Origin of the sequence: Thiofilum sp., from assembly GCF_016711335.1 — a bacterium.
Lineage (GTDB): Bacteria > Pseudomonadota > Gammaproteobacteria > Thiotrichales > Thiotrichaceae > Thiofilum.
Genome location: NZ_JADJTF010000001.1, coordinates 453,272 through 474,689, shown reverse-complemented (window position 1 = coordinate 474,689; position 21,418 = coordinate 453,272). Strand labels below are relative to the sequence as shown.

Here is a 21,418-nt window from a genome sequence, read left to right as displayed (position 1 = left end):
GCTGTGCTCCTTAGACCGCTACGCCGTTTTTACCCAAACGAGTGAGTAGTTCTTGTTTGACACTAGCCACTACTGCACTGGCTTGATCGCCTAATGCTAGAGCTGCAATCGGGGTAATAGCGGGTTCAATACGTGCAGTCCAAGTACTGACCCATTGTTTCAGCAGGGAAGCATTTTCAGGCGATTCAGCGCTAATCACTTTCATCAGTTGATTAGACCAGCGCACGGTTTCGTCATACCACTCACTCATAAATTGGGTAAGCATGAGTAAAGCGCCAGCGCCTTGATTAGCGAGCTGCGGGATAATGCGTCCATAGATCAGAGGATAAATAAAACCATCCATAACAATGTTTTGCGCGACCATGATTTCCATCCAGTCGTCTAGTACAAAACTATCTTCTATGGCATGACGCAGTGGTTGCCACGCAGCATCATGGAGCCACGCTTCACGAGCTGCTTGTAGTGAGGTCTCTTCATTTTCGTCAATCAGTAGCGCAATGCGGGAAATATATTGCGCCATACCAATTCGATCGAAGCCATTAAATGAGGCTAGTGAGGTAATCGGTGCACCATAGCCACGATCGCAAATGTCTTGATTATTGAGGTTGGCTCCATACTCATAATGGCGTAATGGAACAAGCACTTGGCGTATCGTATTGAGTACTGAGTCGGGAATTGTTTTCCACAACCCATGCTTTTCTAGCATCTCAAAACTATTGTCCATCACCTCTTGCTGCTTGGCGCGGGCGGTCACATAGCTGGTGTAGTAGTACTGGCGCGGGTCAGCAAAGGTGTGCCAATCATTCATGACTATGGCGGTGCGTGTAACATCGAATAGTTGCTTATTCGGTTCCCATGTAGGTGGATAGTGAAAATTAGTGGTAGGTTGCACATCTAACACCGCTTCTTGATAGCGTGAAGCAGGTTTGGTGTCGCCTCCCATGCGCCGCGCAATGTGGGCATAGTTTAGGCGTAGCGGTTTAATCTCTTTGGACGCGATTTGAATCGACATCGAGTACTCTCCTCCAGTGTGGCGTAGCAGTTTTGTTCCTAGCTTGAAATCCCCGGTTTACCATGGCGCCATTTAAGCTGTTCATAGTCGACCTGAGCGGCTTGTTCAGGGCTTAGCTCTTGGGTATGGTTGCGGGCGCAAAATTGGCGGAATTGCTCAAACGGCAATACCAATTCCACAAACAGGTTAGGATCGCCAATAGAAAAGTCGAATTCGACAAAGCGATTATGTCTGACCCCCGTGACGCGCACGTAACGGCGGTTGGTATCAAGATGAGTAGAATCATCCATCATTGGCTCTCCTCCTGTTACACAACAAGTGTGATTTAGCAGGTATAGTGCAATGGATGTGCCAAAGATATTATTTTATTTAAATCAATTATTTAGATATTTTGGGTTTTGAGGCTACTTCATCAAATGATCACAATAGTTATTCAAAGTGATGATTTGATGAAGTCCACTGAAAAGTTGCTCTATAAGCCTAAGCCAGATAGCTCAATACGACTAGATGATTGTGAGCAGCTTGTTGGTAAAAAGCTTTTAAGCCCTCAAAGGTTTCTGTTAGATAGGCAACATCTTCAGGATCTTGCCAAGATTCTGGATAAATACTTTGCTCCTCACTTATAGCTTTCTAAGTATTTTTTTAATGTAGTTCTTAAAATACTAACTATTTCTTTTATCGATCCGCGAAAATACCAGATTAAACCACATATAAGATATAAGCATAATGAAGCTAGAAAGTTTGCGTCACGCATATAGTCTAATACTATTGGATTTTTAAAGTACCAATAAAGGGCATAACAGCCATCTACTGTAAACCACGTAAAAAAGAGCATTAATGGGAAAAGTTGCCATTGTCGGTCTACAATTACATGCAAACTCCAAGATGCAGTAAGATAAGCAAATAGTGCCATAATAAAGCTAATAGGTATATCCCAATCAGGTGCAGGAAAATAAAAAGATCCAAGGATCAGTAATGTTATGCCAGTAGCTAACGTGGCTAATTTCCAAGGACGTTTATATTCAATTACTTCAGCTTTTAATGATGTAGTTAAGTGCATGGTTATTTTTATAGTTAACTATACTATTGATGCTAGGTGTGATCATGTCATCTAGCATTTATTGTTTAATATCTAAAGTGTATAAAGCTCACCATACTTAGTACGTAAGTATTGCATATAAGGAGCTATATCTAATCCTCGCCCAGTGGCGCGTTCAATCATTTTATTAGCGGTAAATTTACTACCGTATTGATAAATATTGGTTTTGAGCCAATGGTGCAAAGTACTAAATTGCCCCTGAGCTATTTCATTATTAATGTCGGGATACGCTTTTAAAGCTGATTCAAAAAATTGCGCCGATAATATATTACCAATCGTATAGGATTGGAAAACCCCACCGATACGCCCGCCATACCAATGAACATCCTGCATACAGCCATTGCTGTCATTAGGGGGCGTAATCCCTAAATCATTTTGATAAGCTGCATTCCACGCCTCAGGTAAATCTTTTACCGCTAATTTACCTTCTAACATTTGCAACTCTAATTCAAAACGAATCATGACATGCAAATTATAAGTGACCTCATCCGCATCAGTACGAATTAAAGAGCGCTGAACTTTATTAATCGCACGGTAAAAGGTATCAAGTGACACCTGATTTAATTGCGCGGGAAATTGTTGTTGTAATGATGGATAGTAATAACTCCAAAAGGCCCGACTGCGTGAAACTAAATTTTCCCAAGTACGCGATTGTGATTCATGTACACCACTACTGGTTCCGTTATCTAAAAACGTACCATCAAAGGCTGGATTAATGCCTTGCTCATAAAGTGCGTGACCAGTTTCATGAGTAGTCGAGAAAAATGCTTCACTAAAATCATGTTCCTTGACGCGGGTAGTAATGCGCACGTCACCATTAGCAAATTTGGTCATAAAAGGATGTGCGGTTTTATCTTGCCGTCCACGCTCAAAATCATAACCAAAGCGCTTAATAATCGGCGTACTAAATGCAAATTGCTGCGCTTCGGGATAGTGTTGCAATAGGCAACTATCATCCGCTAAGGGTTGCTCGGTAATGGTTTTGACCAAAGGCACTAACTCGCTGCGTAACTCAGCAAATAGGGCGCGAATAGTGCTAGCTTTCATGCCGTAATCAGCGAGATTAATCAGTGGGTCAGCAATGTGCTCGTCATAACCATAGTACTCGGCGAGCTGGCGACTCATATCTAGAGTTTTTTTCAGCAAGGGTTGTACGCTTTTAAAATCATTGGCGGGACGTGCTTTCACCCAAGCTAGGTAGGTATTAGAACTGTGTTCAGAGAAAGCAGCTAGAAACTCGGAAGGGACTTTAGTCGCCTGCTCATAATACCGCCGTGCCAGACGCAGCAATGCGGCATCATCATGATCATAGGGTAGCTCTTGCTCATAGCTTTTGAGGTTTTCAAGTAGTTCGCCTGTGCGTGGAGCCGTCAGTTTTTCATGAGCAATCTTTTCCAAAGTTGCCATTTGTCGACCCCGCGTTGCACCGCCACCGGAGGGCATATAAGTGGATTGATCCCAGCCGAGTACTGCATTGGCGTTGTTGAGATCACAGACTTCATTTAGGAGAGATTTGAGTTCGGTGAGTGCGAGTGCTGTTTGAGTCATGCTTATTCTCGAAAGACTAGATAATACGCTAGATTCTAGGCAGTATTTAGATAGGCGTCACTAAAAGGATAGTCGATGAAACTCCATAGCTTTAGATTAGTAGTGATAGGACTATTAGCCTTATTGTGCTCAACTGCTCAGGCACAAACCAATGAATCCTTATGGCGTGGACTACAAAGCGGTGAATCTATCGTCCTGATCCGTCATGCACTCGCTCCGGGGATAGGCGATCCACCGCAAATGCAATTAGCACGCTGCGAGACTCAACGTAATCTTAATGAAGTGGGGCGTGCTCAAGCGCGGCGCATCGGTACGGTCTTTAAAACGCAAGGCTTGAGTCAAGCAGAGGTTTATTCAAGCGAATGGTGTCGGTGCTTAGAAACAGCACAACTATTAGGCTTAGGCACAGTACAGCGTTTAAGTGAGTTAAATTCCTTTTTCGCTCAACCCAATCGTGCTAAACCACAAACACTTGCCCTTAAAACATGGCTAGTCGCCGCTCGACATGAGCGCCCGTTAGTCTTAGTAACGCATCAAGTAAATATCACAGAGCTAACCAAAGTCTTTCCTGAATCAGGTGAATTAGTCTTTATTAAAAAACCGAGTACTCTGAACGATGAAATCATAGTACAAGGCAGCATCCAGACTTTGGACTAGCACACCGCCATTTAAATCTAGCAGGGAGACTATTATGAGTGATCCAATCACGCTTCACTTACAAGGTTATGTTGATAATCTTATGGGAACCAAACATTTTACGGCTATGGCGATTGTGGGGCGTACTATGCCGACTACTATAGTCGCCTCTCCCGGCTTTCCTTTAGATGAGGTGGCTATTCAAAGTTTACTAGGCTTAGCCGATACTCCCAACAGCACTGCTGTAGAGTTAATGCTCAGTGCTGAAAAAACACGTTATCTTCTTACCACTCATCATGAGAATGGATTCATACTGAAAAGAGGGGGAAATGGCGTTGTCACTGTCCATACTGAGAAATACTGGCTCATCGGATTGCACGATGACAAAACCAAAGCAGAAATTGTGTTAAACGATATGCAACGTGTGGCAAGTTATCTATTACGTCACGGATTCTAGACTAATGACGAGCGGTTAGGGGTTGAAGTACCTAAATTAACGCTAGTTTCTTCAATCGATACCGACACTGTGGGCCGCTAATCCCTAAGATCCTAGCGGCTTCGAGTACATTACCTCTAGCTTGATCAAGTGCTTTTTCGAGTAATTGCTTTTCTAAATCTTCAAATACTAGTTCTTTACGGCTCATCTGTTCGAGTACGGTGTCGAGTATATCGGGTTTGGTGCTGTGCTCTAATTGCCCCTCAGTCCCAATGACCATATACGCTTCATTAGGCATAGGCATACCTAAACAAATCTGCCGCGACTCAATCCATTGCCCGTTATCCGCTAAAATCACCCCACGCTCTAATAGGTTTTCCAGCTCCCGAATATTCCCCGGCCATTGATAAGCATAAAAACGCCGTAAGGTTTCATCGGTCACACCGAGTACTTGTTTGCCGTATTTTTTATTGTGCTTATTGATGAATTTACGAATCAGTCCTGGAACATCGCTTAAGCGTTCGCGTAAGGGGGGAATCGTAATAGGAAACACATTGAGTCGATAATACAAATCAGCGCGAAATGTACCTTCACGCACTCGCTCTAATAGATTGGCATTGGTCGCAGCAATGAGGCGCACATTAACCTTAATTTTTTCCGTCCCGCCCACACGCTCAAATTCTCCGGTTTGAATAGCGCGGAGTAATTTAGCTTGAGCACGCTCATTGAGTTCGCCCAATTCATCAAGAAATAATGTGCCGCCATGTGCTCGCTCAAAGCGTCCCGCACGCGATTTATCCGCTCCGGTATAGCCGCCTTTTTCTACCCCAAATAATTCAGATTCGACTAATTCACGGGGTAGGGCAGCACAATTCACAGCAATAAAAGGACCATCTTTCCTAGTACCCATTTGATGCAGGGCTTGTGAAAAGACCTCTTTACCTACCCCTGTTTCACCCAGCATTAATACGGTGACATCGGTAGCGGCGGCCTTTTCGAGTAGGTACATCACCTCTTTAATAGGGGCGGAGTCGGCAACAATAGGATCCATTTTGGGTGGGGCGGTGGCGACTTTACGTAATTGCTGCACCTCTTCTTCCAGCGCGTGAAGCTTTTGCGCCATTGAATTAAGGGAGAAAAACTCAGTGAGATCTTCAGCATCTTCCCATGCTTCAATGGGCTTACCAATAATGCGACATTGCGCATCACCTTTACCCACACACTCGACTTCTTTGAAATAAACCGACTTACCCATGAAGTGGCTGGTATAGCCGCTGGCATAGCCTAGTAGATTCCAACACACGGCATGATCGGTTAAACCATAGAGGCGCAAATGTTCCGAGGCTTCAAATGAATTGCGCCACGTAAACTCACCGTAGAATTTGCCCTGCTCTAGATTCATATCGACTTTGACAGGCTCAACACTTACCACCCCTTCAATCGCGTGTAATTGAGGGCCTACCATGAACATATCCAGCATGGCGGATTCAGCACGAATGCGTTTGGCGAGTTGAGCATCCGATTGACCCGCTGCATAGCCCATACGCATTAACACCCCTTGAGCGTGCTTTTCACCAAAAGAGTCAATGAGTTCACTACGCATTGAGCCAAATGCTGAGGCATGGAGGAGGATCATGCGTTGCTGTCCCAACCAAATACAGCCCGTTTCGCGTTCAAAGCGAATCATGGCTTTTAAATCTTGATCACTGGGGGGCAAGATTTTTGGTCTAGCAGTCGCCATTTGCATTCCTCCTTTAACCCCTCCCCGACCCTCCCCTTATCAAGGGAAGGGGGAAGAGGTGTAAGCTACTTACCAAAGTTAGTAGTTACTGCTTAAGTAAAGTCTCTTTTATGCCTCTCCGTGATAAGGGGAGGTTAGGATGGGTTTCTTTACCCACCCTGTGCCTTTTTAGCATCCAAATTGGCTTTACTAATCCCACCAATCGCCCAATGTTCCGCAGGGACTTCATTAATCACTACCCGTACTTGCTCTGCTTTGACGCCTAGTGTTTCAACGGCTACAGCAGTCACTTTTTCAAAGAAAGCACGTTTTTGTTCAGGAGTACGTCCTGCAATAATCGTTGCTTGAATTAAAGGCATGGTTGCTCCTTATACAAATGTCATGCTAACAGTGCCTAAGTCTTGATAGCGTACACACACACTATCACCCGCTTTTACCGCAATAGCTTCAGTAATTCCGCCCGTCATAATGAAAGTACCTGCTGGAATCACTTCACCGCGCTCCGCTAACATATTGGCTAGCATGGCAACACTCGCCGCTGGATGCCCAAGCACCGCAGCACCCGCACCTGTAGTCACCACTTTGCCATTAATTTCCATCACCACACCGAGCGTTTTCATATCCACTTGATCGGGGCGTTTAATATTGCCTCCCGTGAAAAAACGTGCCGAAGAAGCATTGTCAGCAATGACGCTTTTGAGATCGAAGCGGAAGTTTTCATAACGTGAATCAATCACTTCTACCGCTGGCAACACTGATTCAGTAGCCGCTAATACGTGTGCGACGGTACAACCCGGACCTTTGAGTTCCTTGTTGGTAATAATCGCAATTTCGGCTTCGACTTTAGGGTGAATCAGCTCAGACACTTTAACAGTGCCAGCATCGGGCACATTAAAATAATCCACTAGAAAGGCATAAACCGGATTCTCTACGCCCATTTGTTTCATTTTGGCGTAGGAGGTCAAACCCATTTTTAAGCCCACGACTCGATTGCCGCGTGCTTCTTTGCGCCGACGAATTTCCCATTGAATATCATAGGCATCTTCCCAATCCATATCGGGATAATCGTCGGTAATCTTTTTTACATCATGGGCTTGTAGCTCAGCAGTTTCGAGATGTTCAGCCAATTGCTCAATGGTAGAGCGACTTAAAGTAGACATGCTTAACCTCGCGCTCTAATCATTTCTAATGCAACATCTTCGATCATATCCTCTTGACCGCCGACCGTACCGCGCCGCCCTAATTCCAAGAGAATTTCACGCGCGGGAATACCGTATTTTTGTTCCGCTCGCCGCGCATGGAGTAGGAAAGAGGAGTAGACACCCGCATAACCTAGGGTTAAAGCATCCCGATTAATCCGTGGTAATTGATCACCCATAATCGGTACGGCTACATCTTCAGCCGCATCCATGAGCTTGCTCACATCGACGCCCGTTTCAATGCCATACATATCACAGACCGCATTAAACACTTCCAGTGGAGTATTACCTGCACCTGCTCCAAAACCCGCTACTGAGCCATCGATTCGAGTCGCACCTGCTTCAACCGCTGCTAATGAGTTAGCAATGCCCATCGCTAAATTATGATGACCGTGAAAGCCGATCTCGATAGTGTCAGGGAAATATTCACGTAAAATAGTGACTTTAGCTTTGACATCTTCAGGGAGCATATGCCCAGCCGAGTCGGTCATATACAAACAGTTTGCCCCATAGCTATGCATCAGTTTGGCTTGTTCCAGAATCTTTTCGGGTGTGACCATATGGCTCATCATTAAAAAGCCTACGGTGTCAAAGCCATGTTTAGCACAGTATTTAATATGCTGTTCGGATACATCCGCCTCAGTACAATGCGTTGCTACGCGAATAGTATGTACACCTAAGTCTTGCACCATTTTCAAGTCTTCAATTGTGCCAATGCCGGGGAGCATAAGGATAGACACTTTAGCTTGAGTGAGCTTAGGAATAACCGCCTCTAAGTACTCTTTATCCGTATGCAAACCAAAGCCATAGTTTACCGATGAACCGGAAATACCATCGCCATGCGTCACCTCAATTAAAGGTACACCCGCACGATCTAGCGCTTGGGATAGGTCTACCATATTTTGTAAGGTGAATTGATGACGAATCGAATGCATACCATCGCGTAAGGACATATCGTGCAAACGAATTTTTTTACCTTTTACATTCATTATGGATACTCCTTAGGCTTTCAACATTTGTTCGGCGAACATTTCAGCAGTACGTGCAGCAGCAGCAGTCATAATATCGAGATTACCCGCATATTCAGGTAGATAGTCACCGCGTCCGCGTACTTCGACAAACACACTCACCCGATTACCATCAAATACTGGACCTTCTTTCACGCGATAGCCCGGAACATAGCGTTGTACTTCGGCTTCCATCGCTTTGACCGATTCTATAATCGCATCTTGATTCGGCTCAGTTTCGGTAATGCAATGAATCGTGTCACGCATCATCAACGGTGGCTCAGCCGGATTGAGGATGATAATGGCTTTCCCCTTTTTGGCTTGACCGACTTTCTCAATCGCACCAGACGTAGTTTGGGTAAACTCATCAATATTTTTACGCGTACCAGGCCCTGCTGATTTGGAGGCAACGGTGGCTACGATTTCACCATAGCGCACAGGTTGCACCCGACTCACCGCAAATACCATGGGGATAGTCGCTTGACCGCCGCAGGTCACCATATTGACGTTTTCTTCGCCTTTATTGAGGTGATCAAGTAAATTCACCGGAGGCACACAGAAAGGACCAATCGCAGCGGGAGTGAGGTCAATCACTTTCACACCTTTTTCAGTCAATTTGCGTGAAGTTTCCGCATGGGCATAGGCTGAAGTGGCATCGAAAGCAATTTGAATATTGTCCGCTTCAATGTGAGGAATGAGACCATCAATTCCTTCAGCAGTAGTTTTTAAACCCATATCACGCGCCCGTGCTAGACCGTCCGATGCAGGGTCAATACCCACCATCCACACAGGTTCGAGTACTTCGCTACGTTTTAATTTATACAGTAAATCCGTGCCGATATTGCCCGGCCCAATCAGTGCACAACGAATTTTTGCCATTTATCCTATACTCCTATTCAAAGCGCACTGCGGTGCGACCGATTCCGCCAATACTGACACTCATATAATCCCCCGCTTTGACGGGTTGGAGTGGTACTAAAGCACCCGATAAAATCACTTCACCTGCTTTTAAAGGCACACCAAAGCGCCCCAAAGTATTCGCCAGCCATACCACACAACTAATCGGTGATGAACCCAAAGCCGCAGCGCCTGCACCTGTGGCTACCACTTGACCATTCATTTCCATCACCATGCCGCAGGTAGATAAATCCACTTTGCGTGGGTCAGCCGCTTGTGAGCCTAAGAGGAAATAACCACAGGAAGCATTGTCGGCAACGGTGTCTTGGATTTTGATTTTCCAATCTTTAATGCGTGAATCGACAATTTCAAAGCAGGGCACTACAAAGTCAGTAGCGCGTAGTACATCACTCGCCGTCACACCGGGGCCGATTAAATCGTGTTTGAGTACAAAGGCGATTTCACCCTCAGCACGCGGTTGAATCATTTTGGTACTCACCGATAAGGCTTCGCTTTCGTCTACTACCATCGCATCAGTGAGATAACCAAAATCGGGTTGGTAGACATTAAGCATTTTCATCACGGCTTGACTGGTCACGCCGATTTTTTTGCCAATGACTTTTTCACCATCGAGCTGAATACGTTTGTCTAGGAGTAGGTTCGATACCGCATAGGCATCTTCGACCGTCATTTCTGGTGTGCGCTCAGAAAACGGTGTAATCATGTGCCTCTCACGTAGCGCGGTATAAAGCTCATCAGCGTAAGCACTAATTTGCGCAGTTTGTAGCATGAGTACTTCCTTATAATTTGACGCAAATATTTTGCAATTCAGTGTAGAACTCTAAGGAATGCACGCCACCTTCACGCCCAATCCCTGAGTGCTTCATACCACCGAAAGGAGTCCGTAAATCGCGTAAGAACCAAGAGTTCACCCACACAATGCCCGCTTCCATTTGAGCAGCGACACGATGAGCACGGGTCACATTTTCTGTCCAAATCGCGGCGGCTAAACCGTATTTAGTGTCATTGGCGAGAGCTATAACTTCATCTTCGGAATCAAAGGGGCGTACATGGCAGCAAGGGCCAAACACTTCATCTTTAACGACTGAAGCCGTTTCAGGTAATCCCGTCCAAATCGTAGGTTGTACCCAGTTACCATCGGCTAATGCACCTTGCATACTAGGTATGCCACCACCTGTGACTACAGTTGCACCCTCATCAACGGCTTTTTGATAGTAAGACAGCACTTTGTTTTGATGCTCTTTGCTAATGAGAGGTCCCATCGAGGTACACTCATCATCCCAAGCACCAAGCTGCATACTTTCAGCACCCGCTTTTAGACGCTTAAGGAATTCATCAAAAATCGGGCGCTCCACATACACACGCTCAGTCCCTAAGCATACTTGACCGCAGTTAGCGAAGACCGAGCGTATCGTACCTTCAATGGCTTTATCCATATCGCAATCTGCAAAGATAACTGCTGGATTTTTACCACCGAGTTCAAACGAGACATGGCGAATATGGTCTGCACTGGCTTTAACAATCGCTGCTCCAGTACGAGTTTCACCAGTGAAGGTAATGCCATCGACATCAGGATGAGTTGTTAAAAATTCGCCTGCTGAATTAGGACCAAAACCGTGTACGACGTTATAAACGCCTTTGGGAACGCCCGCCGCATTCATCACTTCACCCAGTAATGTGGTGGTGCGTGGCGTTTCTTCGGAAGGTTTGACTACCACTGTATTACCGCAGGCTAAAGCAGGGCCTACTTTCCAAGTCATTAATAATAAAGGTAGATTCCACGGGCTAATCACTGCAATCACCCCTTTAGGGCGGCGCACGGCATAGTTTAATGCGCCTTTGCCGTCAGGAGTGTCGAGCATAAAACTTTCAGTGGGGACGTTTTTAACGAGGTCAGCGAAGATTTTGAAATTAGCCGCACCGCGTGGAATATCGACGTGTGAAGCTAAGGATTTAGGTTTGCCCGTATCCAGACACTCAGCCTCAAGAAACTCATCAAAGCGTGCATTAATACCATCAGCGACTTTATGTAGGATTGCCATACGTTCCGCAACGGGCATTTTACCCCAAGGGCCTTTGAGAGCGGCTTTGGCGGCGGCAACGGCTTGATCCACTTCGGATTTACCCGCTTCGTGGACTATGCCGATTTGCTGATTGGTAGCGGGATTGATATTGGCGAATGTTTTGCCGGATGCAGACGTAACAAATTCACCGTTGATGAAATGCTTGATCTCTTGCATGGATGGGCTCCTCCCCATGTGTTGTTGAATCAAGCATACCGCAATATTATCGATATTTAAAGTTTTTATCGATATTTTTGAGCGAAGTGAATTAATACAAGCCTATTAAGTTTTGTGTGCGCATCCGCTGGAGAGCACGTTATGATGAGTGCTTTTGACGGAGGAAGACAGTATGAGTCCTGCTATTCAACGCATTAACCCCACTGCATTATGGTCAGATATTACGGTTTTTAATCAAATGGCTTATTTTGTTGAAGTGCCTGAGGGAGATTTAGCGGCTGATATGAGGGGGCAGGTGCAGCAAGTGCTGGAGCAAGCTGAGCGCTCTTTGTCCAAGGTCAATAGTGATAAAAGTCGTTTACTCTCAGCCACGATTTATATTACCGATTTTGCTAATATGATGGCCTTGAATGCGGCTTGGAAAGCATGGTTGCCTGAGGGCTGTGCGCCGAGTCGTGCTTGTATTAAAGCCGAGTTAGCCGATCCTCAGTACTTGGTAGAGATAGCCTTTGTAGCCGCTATTTAAAGGATAAATACTCGCACATAGGTAATATGGAAGTTTTTGCATAAACTAGGCTTACCTATAAATGAGTTGCGAGTATAATCCGCTTCCACGTTCTACCAGAGATTAGTTAGTTTGCTATGAGTACGGTTCCTACCGAGATTTCTTCCCCGCGCACCTTGACCAGTTACATTTATGGGCAACTGCGCGAAGACATTATTCAAGGCAAACTTGCCCCTGATTCCAAACTCAAAATCGAACACCTACGCAATGAATATAATGTGGGGGCGACTCCCTTACGCGAGGCTTTGAGTCGTTTGAGTTCCGATGGTTTTGTGGTAGCAGAGGGTCAACGCGGGTTTAGAGTGACCCCCATCTCACCAGAAGATTTAGAAGATGTTACTGAGTTGCGGGTTACATTAGAGCTTAAGGCGCTGCGTAATAGTATTCAGTACGGGGATAGTGAGTGGGAGTCGCGGGTGGTTGCTAGTTACTATCAACTGACTAAAGTAGAAGAGCATGACATTGCTTATGATCTAGATAATTGGGAGCAGCGTAATCATGATTTTCACTGGGCAGTGATCTCGGCGTGTACGTCTAAGTGGTTATTACATTTTTATAATATTCTTTACGACCAGCATAAGCGTTATCGCAATATTTCCCTCAATGCCAATATTAAGCAGCGCGATATTCACGCCGAGCATCAGCGTATTTATGATGCCGTGATTGCACGGGATATTGAAAAAGCGTGCTCAGAAACTGAATCTCACATTCGCCAAACCGCTGAAATAACTAAGCAAGTTTTAAAAGAGCGCTTAAATACTTAAGCAATTTTAAGCACTGATCTAAAAGGAAACGCCCCTAGAAGGAGCGTTTCTAACCCTAGTGAGAAAGTAAATCAGGTAACTACGGTCAAGAAGCGTTCATTGAGTGCTTGATCGTGGTAGAAAATCGCTCCACCTAACTCATCTTCAGTCCAAGTAATGGTTTCATGGTCGGGATACCAATCATAGGAATCGCAGAAGGTTTCATTGCGATTGCCTGAAGGATCAAAGAAGTAAATTGTGCGTCCGCGCGTAATACCATGACGAGTAGGGCCAATATCAATCGGGATTTTATAACGTCCCATAATATCCGCCGCATGCAGTACTTCTTCCCAGCTTCTTAATAAGAAGGACGCGTGGTGCAATTTGCCTTTTTCGCCATGACGAATAATGGCTAGGTCATGTGCCTTCATACCACAAGTGAGGAAGCTACCGATCTTTAATTGACCATCAGGACCGGCCATAACTTTTTCCGTTTCACTAAAGCCTAGTACGTCAGTAAAGAGTTTAACTGAACCATCTAAATCATCCCCGTACAGTAGACAGTGATCAAAGCGATGTACTTTCATGCCTTTAATGTCTTCAGGATAAGGATGGGGGTTCATTACACCAACACTATTACCGTGATAGTCCTTATCGGCATAGAGTTCAAATAGATGACCTGTGGGGGAATCAAAACGCACACGCTCACCACAGTGATTCAATTCACCAGCAGGAATGCGTTCTACTTTGCAACCAAAGTCTTTGAGTTTTTGTTCGAGTTCATTGAGGGTAGCAGCACTATCCACTTTAAAACCCATGAAATCCATACCAGGTTCATCAGCGGGGCGTAGTACTACTGAAAACCAATCATGTTCATCCCAACCTTTGAGATAAACACGACCTTGAGCATCTTGATCCGTTTTGATTAATCCCATACGGTCAACATAGTGGGATAGTGACGCATCCATATCGAGTACACGCAGTTGTACGTGACCGGGGCGCAATACACCTTTCATTGCCATAAGTTCTCTCCTCCACTTTGTGAATGTCTATTCAGCGTCGTTTTAAAAATAATATCGATATTTTTTGTTATTGTCGATATTTAATTTTACGCTAGCGTCAATTTGCCGGAACTACAGTTCACGCTTACGTAAAGTAGCTGAGGGTAATTCGCCAAATCGATCTTGGTATTCACGAGCAAAGCGCCCTAATTGGCTAAAACCACAATCGAGCGCAACGCTGGAAACACTGGCGTTCGCGGGTGCTATGAGTAGACGTTGACGTACTTCCTGAAAGCGTAAATCACGAAAATAACTCATAGGGGTTGAGTTATAACTATGGCGAAAATCTTTATACAAACGCTCACGCGTCAGTCCTGTGACTTGTTCTAAATCTTCTAAAGTCAAATCTTGCCCTACGTGTTCGCGCATAAAATGCTCTAAATTTAACAAGTATGCTGGACGATTAAGCCGGACGTGTTCTAGTTCAGTCGAGTAATTATGGGGTTGGGAGTGCAGCAGTCCGGTGATAATACTTTCTTGGAAAGAATTCCACACATCAGGTAGATCAAACAAACTAGAAGGCTGATTTAAAATCGTATGAACATGCCCGACCAGTTGCCACCACGCACCGACTTGATCATCAATGGTCATATGAGGTTCAAATACCACCGGATGAGTAATAGAGCGACCTAGTAAACTACCTAATTTTTCTTCAACCGCAGTACGTGAGACCCTTACTAAGTACTTGCGGCAATCTTCGCTCATGGTGAGATTGGCATTATGTCCAGGGGACATGACAATGCCTTGTTTGGAAGACGAATGTACCGTTTTTTTGCGTTGCTCTAAGCATTGCGTACCTTGTAAGGGTAGGCTAATACTGTAGCTATAGATTAAATCGTCTGTCTTTACATGGACTTGTGTGGAGTACTCCACAATTCCGACTGACATTTTGGTGAGTACTGTTCCGCCATGTCGAAACAATAAGTGGTTTTGTTGTTTAGCTTCTAAACGATGGGGGCCGCACAATGCAGTCATCCAATCACGGGCGGCACGAACAGTATTTAATTCCACAGAAACCAATTGTCTCTGTGCTCCTCTAACTAACGGTTGCATGCTCAGTCCTTCAATAGTGGGAGTAGGAGGCACTTTGTTCATAAAGCTATTGCAAAACAATAACCTTTTTGAGTAGTGCCATCATAGGGCTAAGCGCCAGTGTCCTGTCAAACAGTAATGGTTTAATGGCTCATGAGTCTAAAGTACTCCTATTCCCTGACTTAAGCACCCCTATAAATCTTAAAAGTGGATAGCGTTTGCCAAAAAACTGCATATTCAAACGCAAACTTTCCAGTCTAGACTGAAAAAACACACTACAAAAGATTGCTAGGAGGAGCCATGAGTACCACAAGAAACGTGGATGACTGGAAAGCATTTGTCCAAAATTGCACTGATTTTCGTCTTGATGATGGCGTATTTCGCGTGCGGCGTGAAATGTTCACTACCCCTGAATTATTTGATCTCGAAATGGAATTAATCTTCGAGAAACAATGGATTTACGCGTGTCACGAAAGCCAAATTCCTAATCCTCACGACTACTACACCATGCAGGCGGGACGCCAGCCCATGATCATTACGCGTGATGCTAAGGGTGAGCTATATGCATTGTCTAATGCGTGTCAGCATCGGGGTACTACGCTAGTACGTACCACACAAGGTAATCAATCCACCTTTACCTGTTCCTTCCATGCGTGGTGTTACAAATCGGATGGACGTTTGGTCAAAGTTAAAGCTCCGTCTGAATATGCGGATTGCTTTGATAAATCCAAATATGGTTTACCTCAAGCGCGGGTAGCTAGTTATAAAGGCTTTATATTCATTAGCTTAGATCGTGAATCTACGGTGAGCCTCGAAGACTTTTTGGGTGATGCCAAATTGTTCTTTGACATGATGGTAGAGCAATCACCAACGGGAGAATTAGAAGTAGTACCCGGTAGTTCTAGTTACACTTTCAAAGGTAATTGGAAACTGCAAAATGAAAATGGCTTAGACGGTTATCACGTTAGCACCGTGCATTACAACTACGTGAGTACCGTACAACACCGTCAAGAAGTGAATGCCCAAAAAGCAGGAAGCGCTAAAGAAATTCTCGACTACTCCAAATTAGGTGCAGGTGATAAAGACACCGATGATGGCTGGTTCTCCTTCAAAAATGGGCATAGTTTACTCTTTAGCGATATGCCTAATCCTGAAGTACGTCCGGGTTACAAGGATGTGATGCCACGTTTATTGGAAAAGTTACCCAAAGAGCGGGCTGAATGGACGATGCACCGTCTGCGTAATCTTAATATTTATCCCAGCTTATTCTTTATGGATCAAATCAGTTCGCAATTGCGCGTGATTCGTCCTGTCGCTTGGAATAAAACCGAAATTCATAGTTTCTGTTTAGGTGTGAAGGGTGAATCAGACAAGGCACGCGAAAGCCGCATTCGCCAATTTGAGGACTTTTTCAATGTGTCCGGCATGGGTACTCCCGATGATTTAGTTGAATTCCGTGAAGCACAGCGTGGCTTTGAAGCACGGTTGGGTGAATGGAATGATATTTCGCGCGGTTCGGACACTTGGAATTATGGTACGTCTAAAAATACTGAAGTACTCGGTATTCAACCCGTGATTACTGGACGTGAATTTACCCATGAAGGTTTGTTCGTCAATCAACATAGTGCATGGCAACAGCAAATGTTGGCGGGATTAGATAAAAAAGCACGCGCTGAGCAGGAAGGTTAAGCCATGAATAAACAACATGCCATTGAACAGTTTTTATATCAATTATCCGCCTACTGTGATGCGCAAGATTGGGATAATTACTTAGAGCAATATGCTCCAGAAGCTGAGTATCACATTCCACAATGGAAGTCAGAACATGTACATGGTACTAATCCTAAAAAGGAAATGTCATTGCTCTATTATCCTAATCGTGATGGCTTGGAAGATCGGGTGTTTCGGATTCGTACTGGAAAATCCGCCGCCTCTAATCCTATGCCGCGTACTTTGCATATGATTAGCAATGTGCGTTATACCGACTTAAATAATGATGAGGTCGAAGTCCATTATAACTGGGTGACGCATTATTACCGCTTTGGTGAAAGTGCACATTTCTTTGGGCACGCTAAATGTAAGCTCAAAACCGAAGGGGCAGATTGGCGCATTACCTATAAGCAAGTCATTGTCCAAAATGACAAAATTGACTCTGTGTTTGACTTCTATCACGTCTAAGGGGGCGCTATGACACACGCTGCGACCATAGTGTTTCGGGATGGTAAAACCGCCCATATTGAAGTACGCCCTAATGAGTTATTGATGGATGCTGCAAGGCGTCAGGGTGTGCAATTACCAGTTGATTGTCGCGAAGGAGTTTGTGCTACCTGTCGCGGCGTGTGTGAATCGGGCAAAGTCGAATTGGAGTATGTGGACGAGGAGGCTTTAACCGAAGCGGAGTTGGCAAAAGGTCACATTTTAGCATGCCAAACGCGTCTTAAAAGTGATGGTACGTTCTACTTTGATATTGATTCCACCATTAGTAGTACTAGTACTAAGACCTACTCAGCAACGGTCAGTAAAGTAGAAAAGGTATCTGAAGCCGCCGCGCTTTTAGAGCTGCAATTGGATGATGCAGCTAAAGCCTTGAAATTCTTGCCCGGACAATACGCCCGTATTCAAGTACCTGATACCGATCAATGGCGAGCATACTCGTTTGCAAATGCCTCGGCGCAAGCAGGTACTTTACGTTTTCTTATTCGTTTATTGCCCAGTGGCGTTATGAGTGACTACTTGCGCGAGCGAGCAAAAGTGGGGGACAAAATCCAGTTTGAAGCACCGCTAGGTGTGTTCTATTTACGCAAAATCGAACGCCCCTTGATGATGGTAGCAGGCGGTACTGGACTCTCTGCATTCTTAGCCATGCTGGATAGTTTTGTGCAAAAAGGCGGCTGTAGTCAGCCGATTCATTTGTCCTACGGCGTGAATTACGAAGCCGATTTAAGCGAATTAGCTCGTTTAGCTGAGTACAAAAACCAGCTTCCTCATTTTGATTATTCCATTGCTGTGATGCACCCCTCCGAGCAGTGGCAAGGTCAAAAAGGGGTAGTGTGTGACGTGTTTAAACCTGAGTTTATGAAACAACCGTTTGATGCTTATTTATGCGGGCCACCAGGCATGATTGAAGCTACCAAAACGTGGTTGGAAAATGCTAAGGTAGCTGAGCATCAATTATTTTTTGAAAAATTTGTTTCTAGCTAATTATAGTTATTGATTGCAAACTAAACCCATCTAGACCTGTATAAAGTAAAGTATCTCTTGGAGGAGAATTTCAATGACCTTTTTAAAGAAAATGGCTGTTACGGTTGCCATTGCTGCCAGCATTTTAACGACTACCGCCGCACAAGCTAAAGATTTTCGTATTGGTTTAATTACTCCACCTAACCATATTTGGACGCTTACCGCTCAAGAGTTTGGTAAAGAATTAGAAGAAAAATCGAGTGGTAAACATAAGCTTGCCGTATTTCCAGCACAGCAATTAGGTAATGAAGCGCAAATGATGCAACAATTGCAAACAGGCGCTTTAGATATGGGGTTTTTAACCTTAGCTGAAATTTCTAATCGTGTACCAGAGTTTGGTGCTTTTTATGCCCCTTTTCTAGTTGATAATATTGATCAAGCCGCTAAATTATTAAAATCTGAAGAGGCCACAAAACTGCTCGGTGAATTACCCGCTAAAGCAGGGGTAGTAGGTGTGGGGTATGCTATGGCGGGTATGCGTCAAGTACTCAGTCGTTCTGCGGTAAAAGGACCTGAAGATATTAAAGGTAAAAAAATCCGTATTACACCTTTTGAGCCGATTAAAGATTTTTACAATGAAATTGGTGCAGCTCCCACACCTTTACCCTTACCCGCTGTTTATGACGCACTAGCTAATGGTCAAGTGGATGCATTAGATATGGACTTCGACTCTATTTTAGTATTGAAGTTTTATGAGCGTGCCGACAATTTAATGATTTCTAATCATATGATGTTTCCTATGATTGGTGTAGTATCTGGTAAAGTATGGGCACAATTAAGTGATGAAGATAAGCAGTTAATTCAAACGCTAATGAAAGCTCATTTAGATAAAGTCATTGAAAAATTTGCAGCTCAAGAAAAAGATCAGGAAAAGCAATTACGCGATTTAAAGTTAACGGTTACAGAGGCAGATCGTGCTGTATTTAATGATGTTGTCAGTAAGTGGGAAGCTATGTGGAAAGAAAAATCTAAAGGAGCTTTAGATACTTTAAAACAAGCGGCTGAAAAAGCTAAGGCTCAGTAATATTCACTCTGTCAAATAATGCAGCACTTAAGCGTACTGCATTAGGCAAAGGAGCCATTATGCTAAAGATTCTTTCAGATAAAATAGCTCAGATAGAAATTGCTATAGGTGCAATTTTAGCGGGAGCCGTGACTTTACTGATTATCTTAAATATTGTTAGTCGTACTATAGGTCAAGCGCTCTATTGGGTAGACGAATTAGCTATTTACTGTATGGTATGGATGACTTTAATTACTACTGCCGCTATTTTGAAAAAACGCGAAGGTATTGCTGTTACCTTGTTAATAGATGTTTTACCTCACACCTTAAAAAAATATACAGGTATTTTAATTGACTTCATGGTGTTGGTGTTCGGGGTAACCTTATTAGTACTTACATTCCGTTGGCTGAGTCTCTGGAGCTTTGCACATTCGGGTTTTAATATTGAGACTTTTCAATCAAGTACTTTTAATTTTATCTATTCAGAAAATACGAATACACTTGGTATTAAAAAGATTTGGGTATGGTTACCCTTAGTATGGGTATCTATTTCCTTGACTCTCCATGCTTTAACTAATTTATTAAGCCCGGTACACACCCCACATCCTCATCTGGAGGAGTCAATATGAGTACTTTTATTGTTTTCTTATCATTACTGTTTTTAGGTATTCCTATTGCCTTAGTACTAGCGCTCACCGCATTATGGTATATTTTTTCCTCTGGTAATTTAGTACTACTCGACTCTTATTCACAGCAATTATTCTCAGCACTAGAAAGCTACGGTTTATTAGCTATTCCCTTATTTATGTTGACAGGGGAATTAATGAATGAAGGGGGGTTAACGAAGCGTCTAATTAATGTGGCTCGTGTTTTTGTAGGAGGGTTTTATGGAGGCTTAGCCTATATTAATTTAGCAGCTAATATGATGATGGCTTCTATTATGGGGTCGGCAGTGGCACAAATTGCCATTATGTCTAAAGCAATGGTTCCGGAGATGGAAAAGGAAGGCTATAATAAACCTTTTTCTACGGCTATTACCGCAGCAGGTGGTTTACTTTCCCCCATTATTCCGCCTTCTATGATTTTCGTGCTATTTGGGGTATTAGCCCAAGTTCCTATTGCTGAAATGTTTATTGCAGGTATTTTACCTGGTCTATTAATGGCAGGGTTATTTTTTATCGTTATTGCCTTAGTAGGTTTAGTGCATCAATATCCAAAGGGTGAATGGCCTACAAGCGAACAACGTAAAAACTATTTATTAATGGGAATTCCCGCAGGCTTAGTACCTTTAATTATTATTGGTAGTATTATGACGGGCTTAGCAACTCCTACTGAATCTGCCGCTTTAGCTTCTATTGCATCATTATTAATTGGTAAGTATGTTTATAAGGACTTTCAGTTTTCACATTTATTTGATGTGCTAAAACGTACTGCTATTAATTCCAGTATGGTACTAGTACTGATAGCCACAGCAGGCTTGTTTGGCTGGGTCATCGTATATGAACAAGTACCTCAAACAGCCGCCGCTTTAATTGCCCAGCAAACTAAAGACCCTTTTGTGTTTTTATTGATTGTGGTTGGGGTACTGTTGTTGGTAGGCATGGTCTTGGATGGAATTGCTGCGTTAATATTAGTGGTTCCTATATTATTACCCGTAGCACAACAACAGTTTGGTATTAGCCCGCATCAATTTGGGGTAGTGGTATCATTGACCTTAGTTTTAGGCTTATTAACGCCACCTGTGGGGGCTGGTTTATTTGTTGCTTCGTCCATGACAAATACCCCGCCTGCGCAGATTTTTAAAGCCTTATTGCCTTTTATACTAGCTACTATTACTGCTATAGGATTAATTAGTTGGTTACCTTGGCTCGCCACAGGGTTGTTATAATAGCTGGATAGTAGATGACAAATAGTTTGTGCTCCGAGATGAGTATTAGA

Annotated in this window: 24 protein-coding genes; 10 read left to right on the top strand and 14 right to left on the bottom strand. The window is 43.9% G+C overall.

The features are described 5' to 3' along the window. Positions 1-10: 10 nt before the first annotated feature. The 5 genes from IPL34_RS02290 to IPL34_RS02275 form a co-directional block, all read right to left on the bottom strand. Positions 11-1,012, bottom strand: a complete 1,002-nt coding sequence (locus IPL34_RS02290) for an aromatic/alkene monooxygenase hydroxylase subunit beta (protein ID WP_296837084.1) — start codon at positions 1,010-1,012, stop codon at positions 11-13. Between the two features lie 38 nt (positions 1,013-1,050). Continuing rightward, complete coding sequence (locus IPL34_RS02285) at positions 1,051-1,305, bottom strand: phenol hydroxylase subunit (RefSeq protein ID WP_296837081.1); 255 nt, start codon at positions 1,303-1,305, stop codon at positions 1,051-1,053. Positions 1,306-1,492: 187 nt separating this feature from the next. Next, positions 1,493-1,618: a DUF1877 family protein gene (locus tag IPL34_RS20720; protein WP_366931088.1), complete on the bottom strand. Its 126-nt coding sequence runs from the start codon at positions 1,616-1,618 to the stop codon at positions 1,493-1,495. 10 nt (positions 1,619-1,628) lie between these two features. After that, a complete protein-coding gene (locus tag IPL34_RS02280; RefSeq protein WP_296837078.1) occupies positions 1,629-2,072 on the bottom strand; it encodes a hypothetical protein in 444 nt (147 codons plus the stop codon). Positions 2,073-2,144: 72 nt separating this feature from the next. Then, a complete protein-coding gene (locus IPL34_RS02275) occupies positions 2,145-3,659 on the bottom strand; it encodes a carboxypeptidase M32 (RefSeq protein WP_296837075.1) in 1,515 nt (504 codons plus the stop codon). A 75-nt stretch (positions 3,660-3,734) separates the two neighbouring features. On the opposite strand from IPL34_RS02275, the gene IPL34_RS02270 reads away from it, so the two are divergent. Beyond that, positions 3,735-4,316 (top strand): histidine phosphatase family protein, encoded by a 582-nt coding sequence (locus IPL34_RS02270; protein ID WP_296837074.1) that lies wholly within the window; start codon positions 3,735-3,737, stop codon positions 4,314-4,316. Between the two features lie 34 nt (positions 4,317-4,350). Further along, positions 4,351-4,752 (top strand): profilin, encoded by a 402-nt coding sequence (locus tag IPL34_RS02265; protein WP_296837071.1) that lies wholly within the window; start codon positions 4,351-4,353, stop codon positions 4,750-4,752. 31 nt (positions 4,753-4,783) lie between these two features. Here IPL34_RS02265 and IPL34_RS02260 read toward each other — a convergent pair whose 3' ends face one another. The 7 genes from IPL34_RS02260 to IPL34_RS02230 all read right to left on the bottom strand — a co-directional run bounded on the left by IPL34_RS02260 (position 4,784) and on the right by IPL34_RS02230 (position 11,836). Continuing rightward, positions 4,784-6,472: a sigma-54-dependent Fis family transcriptional regulator gene (locus IPL34_RS02260; protein ID WP_296837068.1), complete on the bottom strand. Its 1,689-nt coding sequence runs from the start codon at positions 6,470-6,472 to the stop codon at positions 4,784-4,786. 149 nt (positions 6,473-6,621) lie between these two features. Then, positions 6,622-6,831 (bottom strand): 2-hydroxymuconate tautomerase, encoded by a 210-nt coding sequence (locus tag IPL34_RS02255; protein WP_296837065.1) that lies wholly within the window; start codon positions 6,829-6,831, stop codon positions 6,622-6,624. 9 nt (positions 6,832-6,840) lie between these two features. Further along, complete coding sequence (dmpH, locus tag IPL34_RS02250) at positions 6,841-7,632, bottom strand: 2-oxo-3-hexenedioate decarboxylase (RefSeq protein WP_296837063.1); 792 nt, start codon at positions 7,630-7,632, stop codon at positions 6,841-6,843. A 2-nt stretch (positions 7,633-7,634) separates the two neighbouring features. Next, a complete protein-coding gene (gene dmpG, locus IPL34_RS02245; protein WP_296837060.1) occupies positions 7,635-8,660 on the bottom strand; it encodes a 4-hydroxy-2-oxovalerate aldolase in 1,026 nt (341 codons plus the stop codon). A 12-nt stretch (positions 8,661-8,672) separates the two neighbouring features. Further along, positions 8,673-9,557 carry an acetaldehyde dehydrogenase (acetylating) gene (locus IPL34_RS02240; RefSeq protein ID WP_296837057.1) on the bottom strand — a complete coding sequence of 295 codons (885 nt, stop codon included), beginning with the start codon at positions 9,555-9,557 and terminating at the stop codon, positions 8,673-8,675. Between the two features lie 13 nt (positions 9,558-9,570). Beyond that, on the bottom strand, positions 9,571-10,365 hold the full coding sequence (gene dmpE, locus IPL34_RS02235; RefSeq protein ID WP_296837054.1) for a 2-oxopent-4-enoate hydratase: 795 nt from the start codon (positions 10,363-10,365) through the stop codon (positions 9,571-9,573). 10 nt (positions 10,366-10,375) lie between these two features. Continuing rightward, positions 10,376-11,836, bottom strand: coding sequence for a 2-hydroxymuconic semialdehyde dehydrogenase (locus tag IPL34_RS02230; RefSeq protein WP_296837051.1), 1,461 nt, complete (start codon positions 11,834-11,836; stop codon positions 10,376-10,378). A 172-nt stretch (positions 11,837-12,008) separates the two neighbouring features. Between IPL34_RS02230 and IPL34_RS02225 the strand changes: the two genes are divergently transcribed. Then, positions 12,009-12,362, top strand: a complete 354-nt coding sequence (locus tag IPL34_RS02225) for a RidA family protein (protein ID WP_296837049.1) — start codon at positions 12,009-12,011, stop codon at positions 12,360-12,362. 116 nt (positions 12,363-12,478) lie between these two features. Then, entirely contained in the window at positions 12,479-13,165 is a 687-nt protein-coding gene (locus IPL34_RS02220) for an FCD domain-containing protein (protein ID WP_296837046.1), read from the top strand. A 71-nt stretch (positions 13,166-13,236) separates the two neighbouring features. Here the strand turns inward: IPL34_RS02220 and IPL34_RS02215 are convergent, their stop codons facing one another. Both IPL34_RS02215 and IPL34_RS02210 read right to left on the bottom strand, forming a co-directional pair. Next, on the bottom strand, positions 13,237-14,166 hold the full coding sequence (locus IPL34_RS02215; RefSeq protein ID WP_296837044.1) for a catechol 2,3-dioxygenase: 930 nt from the start codon (positions 14,164-14,166) through the stop codon (positions 13,237-13,239). 111 nt (positions 14,167-14,277) lie between these two features. Then, positions 14,278-15,258 (bottom strand): AraC family transcriptional regulator, encoded by a 981-nt coding sequence (locus IPL34_RS02210; RefSeq protein ID WP_296837041.1) that lies wholly within the window; start codon positions 15,256-15,258, stop codon positions 14,278-14,280. 279 nt (positions 15,259-15,537) lie between these two features. Between IPL34_RS02210 and antA the strand changes: the two genes are divergently transcribed. The 6 genes from antA to IPL34_RS02180 all read left to right on the top strand — a co-directional run bounded on the left by antA (position 15,538) and on the right by IPL34_RS02180 (position 21,368). Beyond that, positions 15,538-16,926: an anthranilate 1,2-dioxygenase large subunit gene (gene antA / locus IPL34_RS02205; protein ID WP_296837038.1), complete on the top strand. Its 1,389-nt coding sequence runs from the start codon at positions 15,538-15,540 to the stop codon at positions 16,924-16,926. A 3-nt stretch (positions 16,927-16,929) separates the two neighbouring features. Further along, positions 16,930-17,415: an anthranilate 1,2-dioxygenase small subunit gene (gene antB, locus IPL34_RS02200; protein WP_296837034.1), complete on the top strand. Its 486-nt coding sequence runs from the start codon at positions 16,930-16,932 to the stop codon at positions 17,413-17,415. Positions 17,416-17,424: 9 nt separating this feature from the next. Further along, positions 17,425-18,438 carry an anthranilate 1,2-dioxygenase electron transfer component AntC gene (gene antC, locus IPL34_RS02195; protein ID WP_296837031.1) on the top strand — a complete coding sequence of 338 codons (1,014 nt, stop codon included), beginning with the start codon at positions 17,425-17,427 and terminating at the stop codon, positions 18,436-18,438. A 73-nt stretch (positions 18,439-18,511) separates the two neighbouring features. Beyond that, complete coding sequence (locus IPL34_RS02190) at positions 18,512-19,501, top strand: TRAP transporter substrate-binding protein (RefSeq protein ID WP_296837028.1); 990 nt, start codon at positions 18,512-18,514, stop codon at positions 19,499-19,501. A 59-nt stretch (positions 19,502-19,560) separates the two neighbouring features. Continuing rightward, on the top strand, positions 19,561-20,109 hold the full coding sequence (locus IPL34_RS02185; protein WP_296837025.1) for a TRAP transporter small permease subunit: 549 nt from the start codon (positions 19,561-19,563) through the stop codon (positions 20,107-20,109). Further along, complete coding sequence (locus IPL34_RS02180) at positions 20,106-21,368, top strand: TRAP transporter large permease (protein WP_296837022.1); 1,263 nt, start codon at positions 20,106-20,108, stop codon at positions 21,366-21,368. Before IPL34_RS02185 ends, IPL34_RS02180 begins: the two co-directional genes overlap by 4 nt. Positions 21,369-21,418 lie beyond the last annotated feature (50 nt).

Excerpts from the sequence above, each read along its gene's own strand:
- IPL34_RS02290 (WP_296837084.1), bottom strand. The coding sequence starts at position 1,012 with ATGTCGATTCAAATCGCGTCCAAAGAGATTAAACCGCTACGCCTAAAC.
- IPL34_RS02285 (WP_296837081.1), bottom strand. The coding sequence starts at position 1,305 with ATGATGGATGATTCTACTCATCTTGATACCAACCGCCGTTACGTGCGC.
- IPL34_RS02280 (WP_296837078.1), bottom strand. The coding sequence starts at position 2,072 with ATGCACTTAACTACATCATTAAAAGCTGAAGTAATTGAATATAAACGT.
- IPL34_RS02275 (WP_296837075.1), bottom strand. The coding sequence starts at position 3,659 with ATGACTCAAACAGCACTCGCACTCACCGAACTCAAATCTCTCCTAAAT.
- IPL34_RS02270 (WP_296837074.1), top strand. The coding sequence starts at position 3,735 with ATGAAACTCCATAGCTTTAGATTAGTAGTGATAGGACTATTAGCCTTA.
- IPL34_RS02265 (WP_296837071.1), top strand. The coding sequence starts at position 4,351 with ATGAGTGATCCAATCACGCTTCACTTACAAGGTTATGTTGATAATCTT.
- IPL34_RS02260 (WP_296837068.1), bottom strand. The coding sequence starts at position 6,472 with ATGGCGACTGCTAGACCAAAAATCTTGCCCCCCAGTGATCAAGATTTA.
- IPL34_RS02255 (WP_296837065.1), bottom strand. The coding sequence starts at position 6,831 with ATGCCTTTAATTCAAGCAACGATTATTGCAGGACGTACTCCTGAACAA.
- dmpH (WP_296837063.1), bottom strand. The coding sequence starts at position 7,632 with ATGTCTACTTTAAGTCGCTCTACCATTGAGCAATTGGCTGAACATCTC.
- dmpG (WP_296837060.1), bottom strand. The coding sequence starts at position 8,660 with ATGAATGTAAAAGGTAAAAAAATTCGTTTGCACGATATGTCCTTACGC.
- IPL34_RS02240 (WP_296837057.1), bottom strand. The coding sequence starts at position 9,557 with ATGGCAAAAATTCGTTGTGCACTGATTGGGCCGGGCAATATCGGCACG.
- dmpE (WP_296837054.1), bottom strand. The coding sequence starts at position 10,365 with ATGCTACAAACTGCGCAAATTAGTGCTTACGCTGATGAGCTTTATACC.
- IPL34_RS02230 (WP_296837051.1), bottom strand. The coding sequence starts at position 11,836 with ATGCAAGAGATCAAGCATTTCATCAACGGTGAATTTGTTACGTCTGCA.
- IPL34_RS02225 (WP_296837049.1), top strand. The coding sequence starts at position 12,009 with ATGAGTCCTGCTATTCAACGCATTAACCCCACTGCATTATGGTCAGAT.
- IPL34_RS02220 (WP_296837046.1), top strand. The coding sequence starts at position 12,479 with ATGAGTACGGTTCCTACCGAGATTTCTTCCCCGCGCACCTTGACCAGT.
- IPL34_RS02215 (WP_296837044.1), bottom strand. The coding sequence starts at position 14,166 with ATGGCAATGAAAGGTGTATTGCGCCCCGGTCACGTACAACTGCGTGTA.
- IPL34_RS02210 (WP_296837041.1), bottom strand. The coding sequence starts at position 15,258 with ATGCAACCGTTAGTTAGAGGAGCACAGAGACAATTGGTTTCTGTGGAA.
- antA (WP_296837038.1), top strand. The coding sequence starts at position 15,538 with ATGAGTACCACAAGAAACGTGGATGACTGGAAAGCATTTGTCCAAAAT.
- antB (WP_296837034.1), top strand. The coding sequence starts at position 16,930 with ATGAATAAACAACATGCCATTGAACAGTTTTTATATCAATTATCCGCC.
- antC (WP_296837031.1), top strand. The coding sequence starts at position 17,425 with ATGACACACGCTGCGACCATAGTGTTTCGGGATGGTAAAACCGCCCAT.
- IPL34_RS02190 (WP_296837028.1), top strand. The coding sequence starts at position 18,512 with ATGACCTTTTTAAAGAAAATGGCTGTTACGGTTGCCATTGCTGCCAGC.
- IPL34_RS02185 (WP_296837025.1), top strand. The coding sequence starts at position 19,561 with ATGCTAAAGATTCTTTCAGATAAAATAGCTCAGATAGAAATTGCTATA.
- IPL34_RS02180 (WP_296837022.1), top strand. The coding sequence starts at position 20,106 with ATGAGTACTTTTATTGTTTTCTTATCATTACTGTTTTTAGGTATTCCT.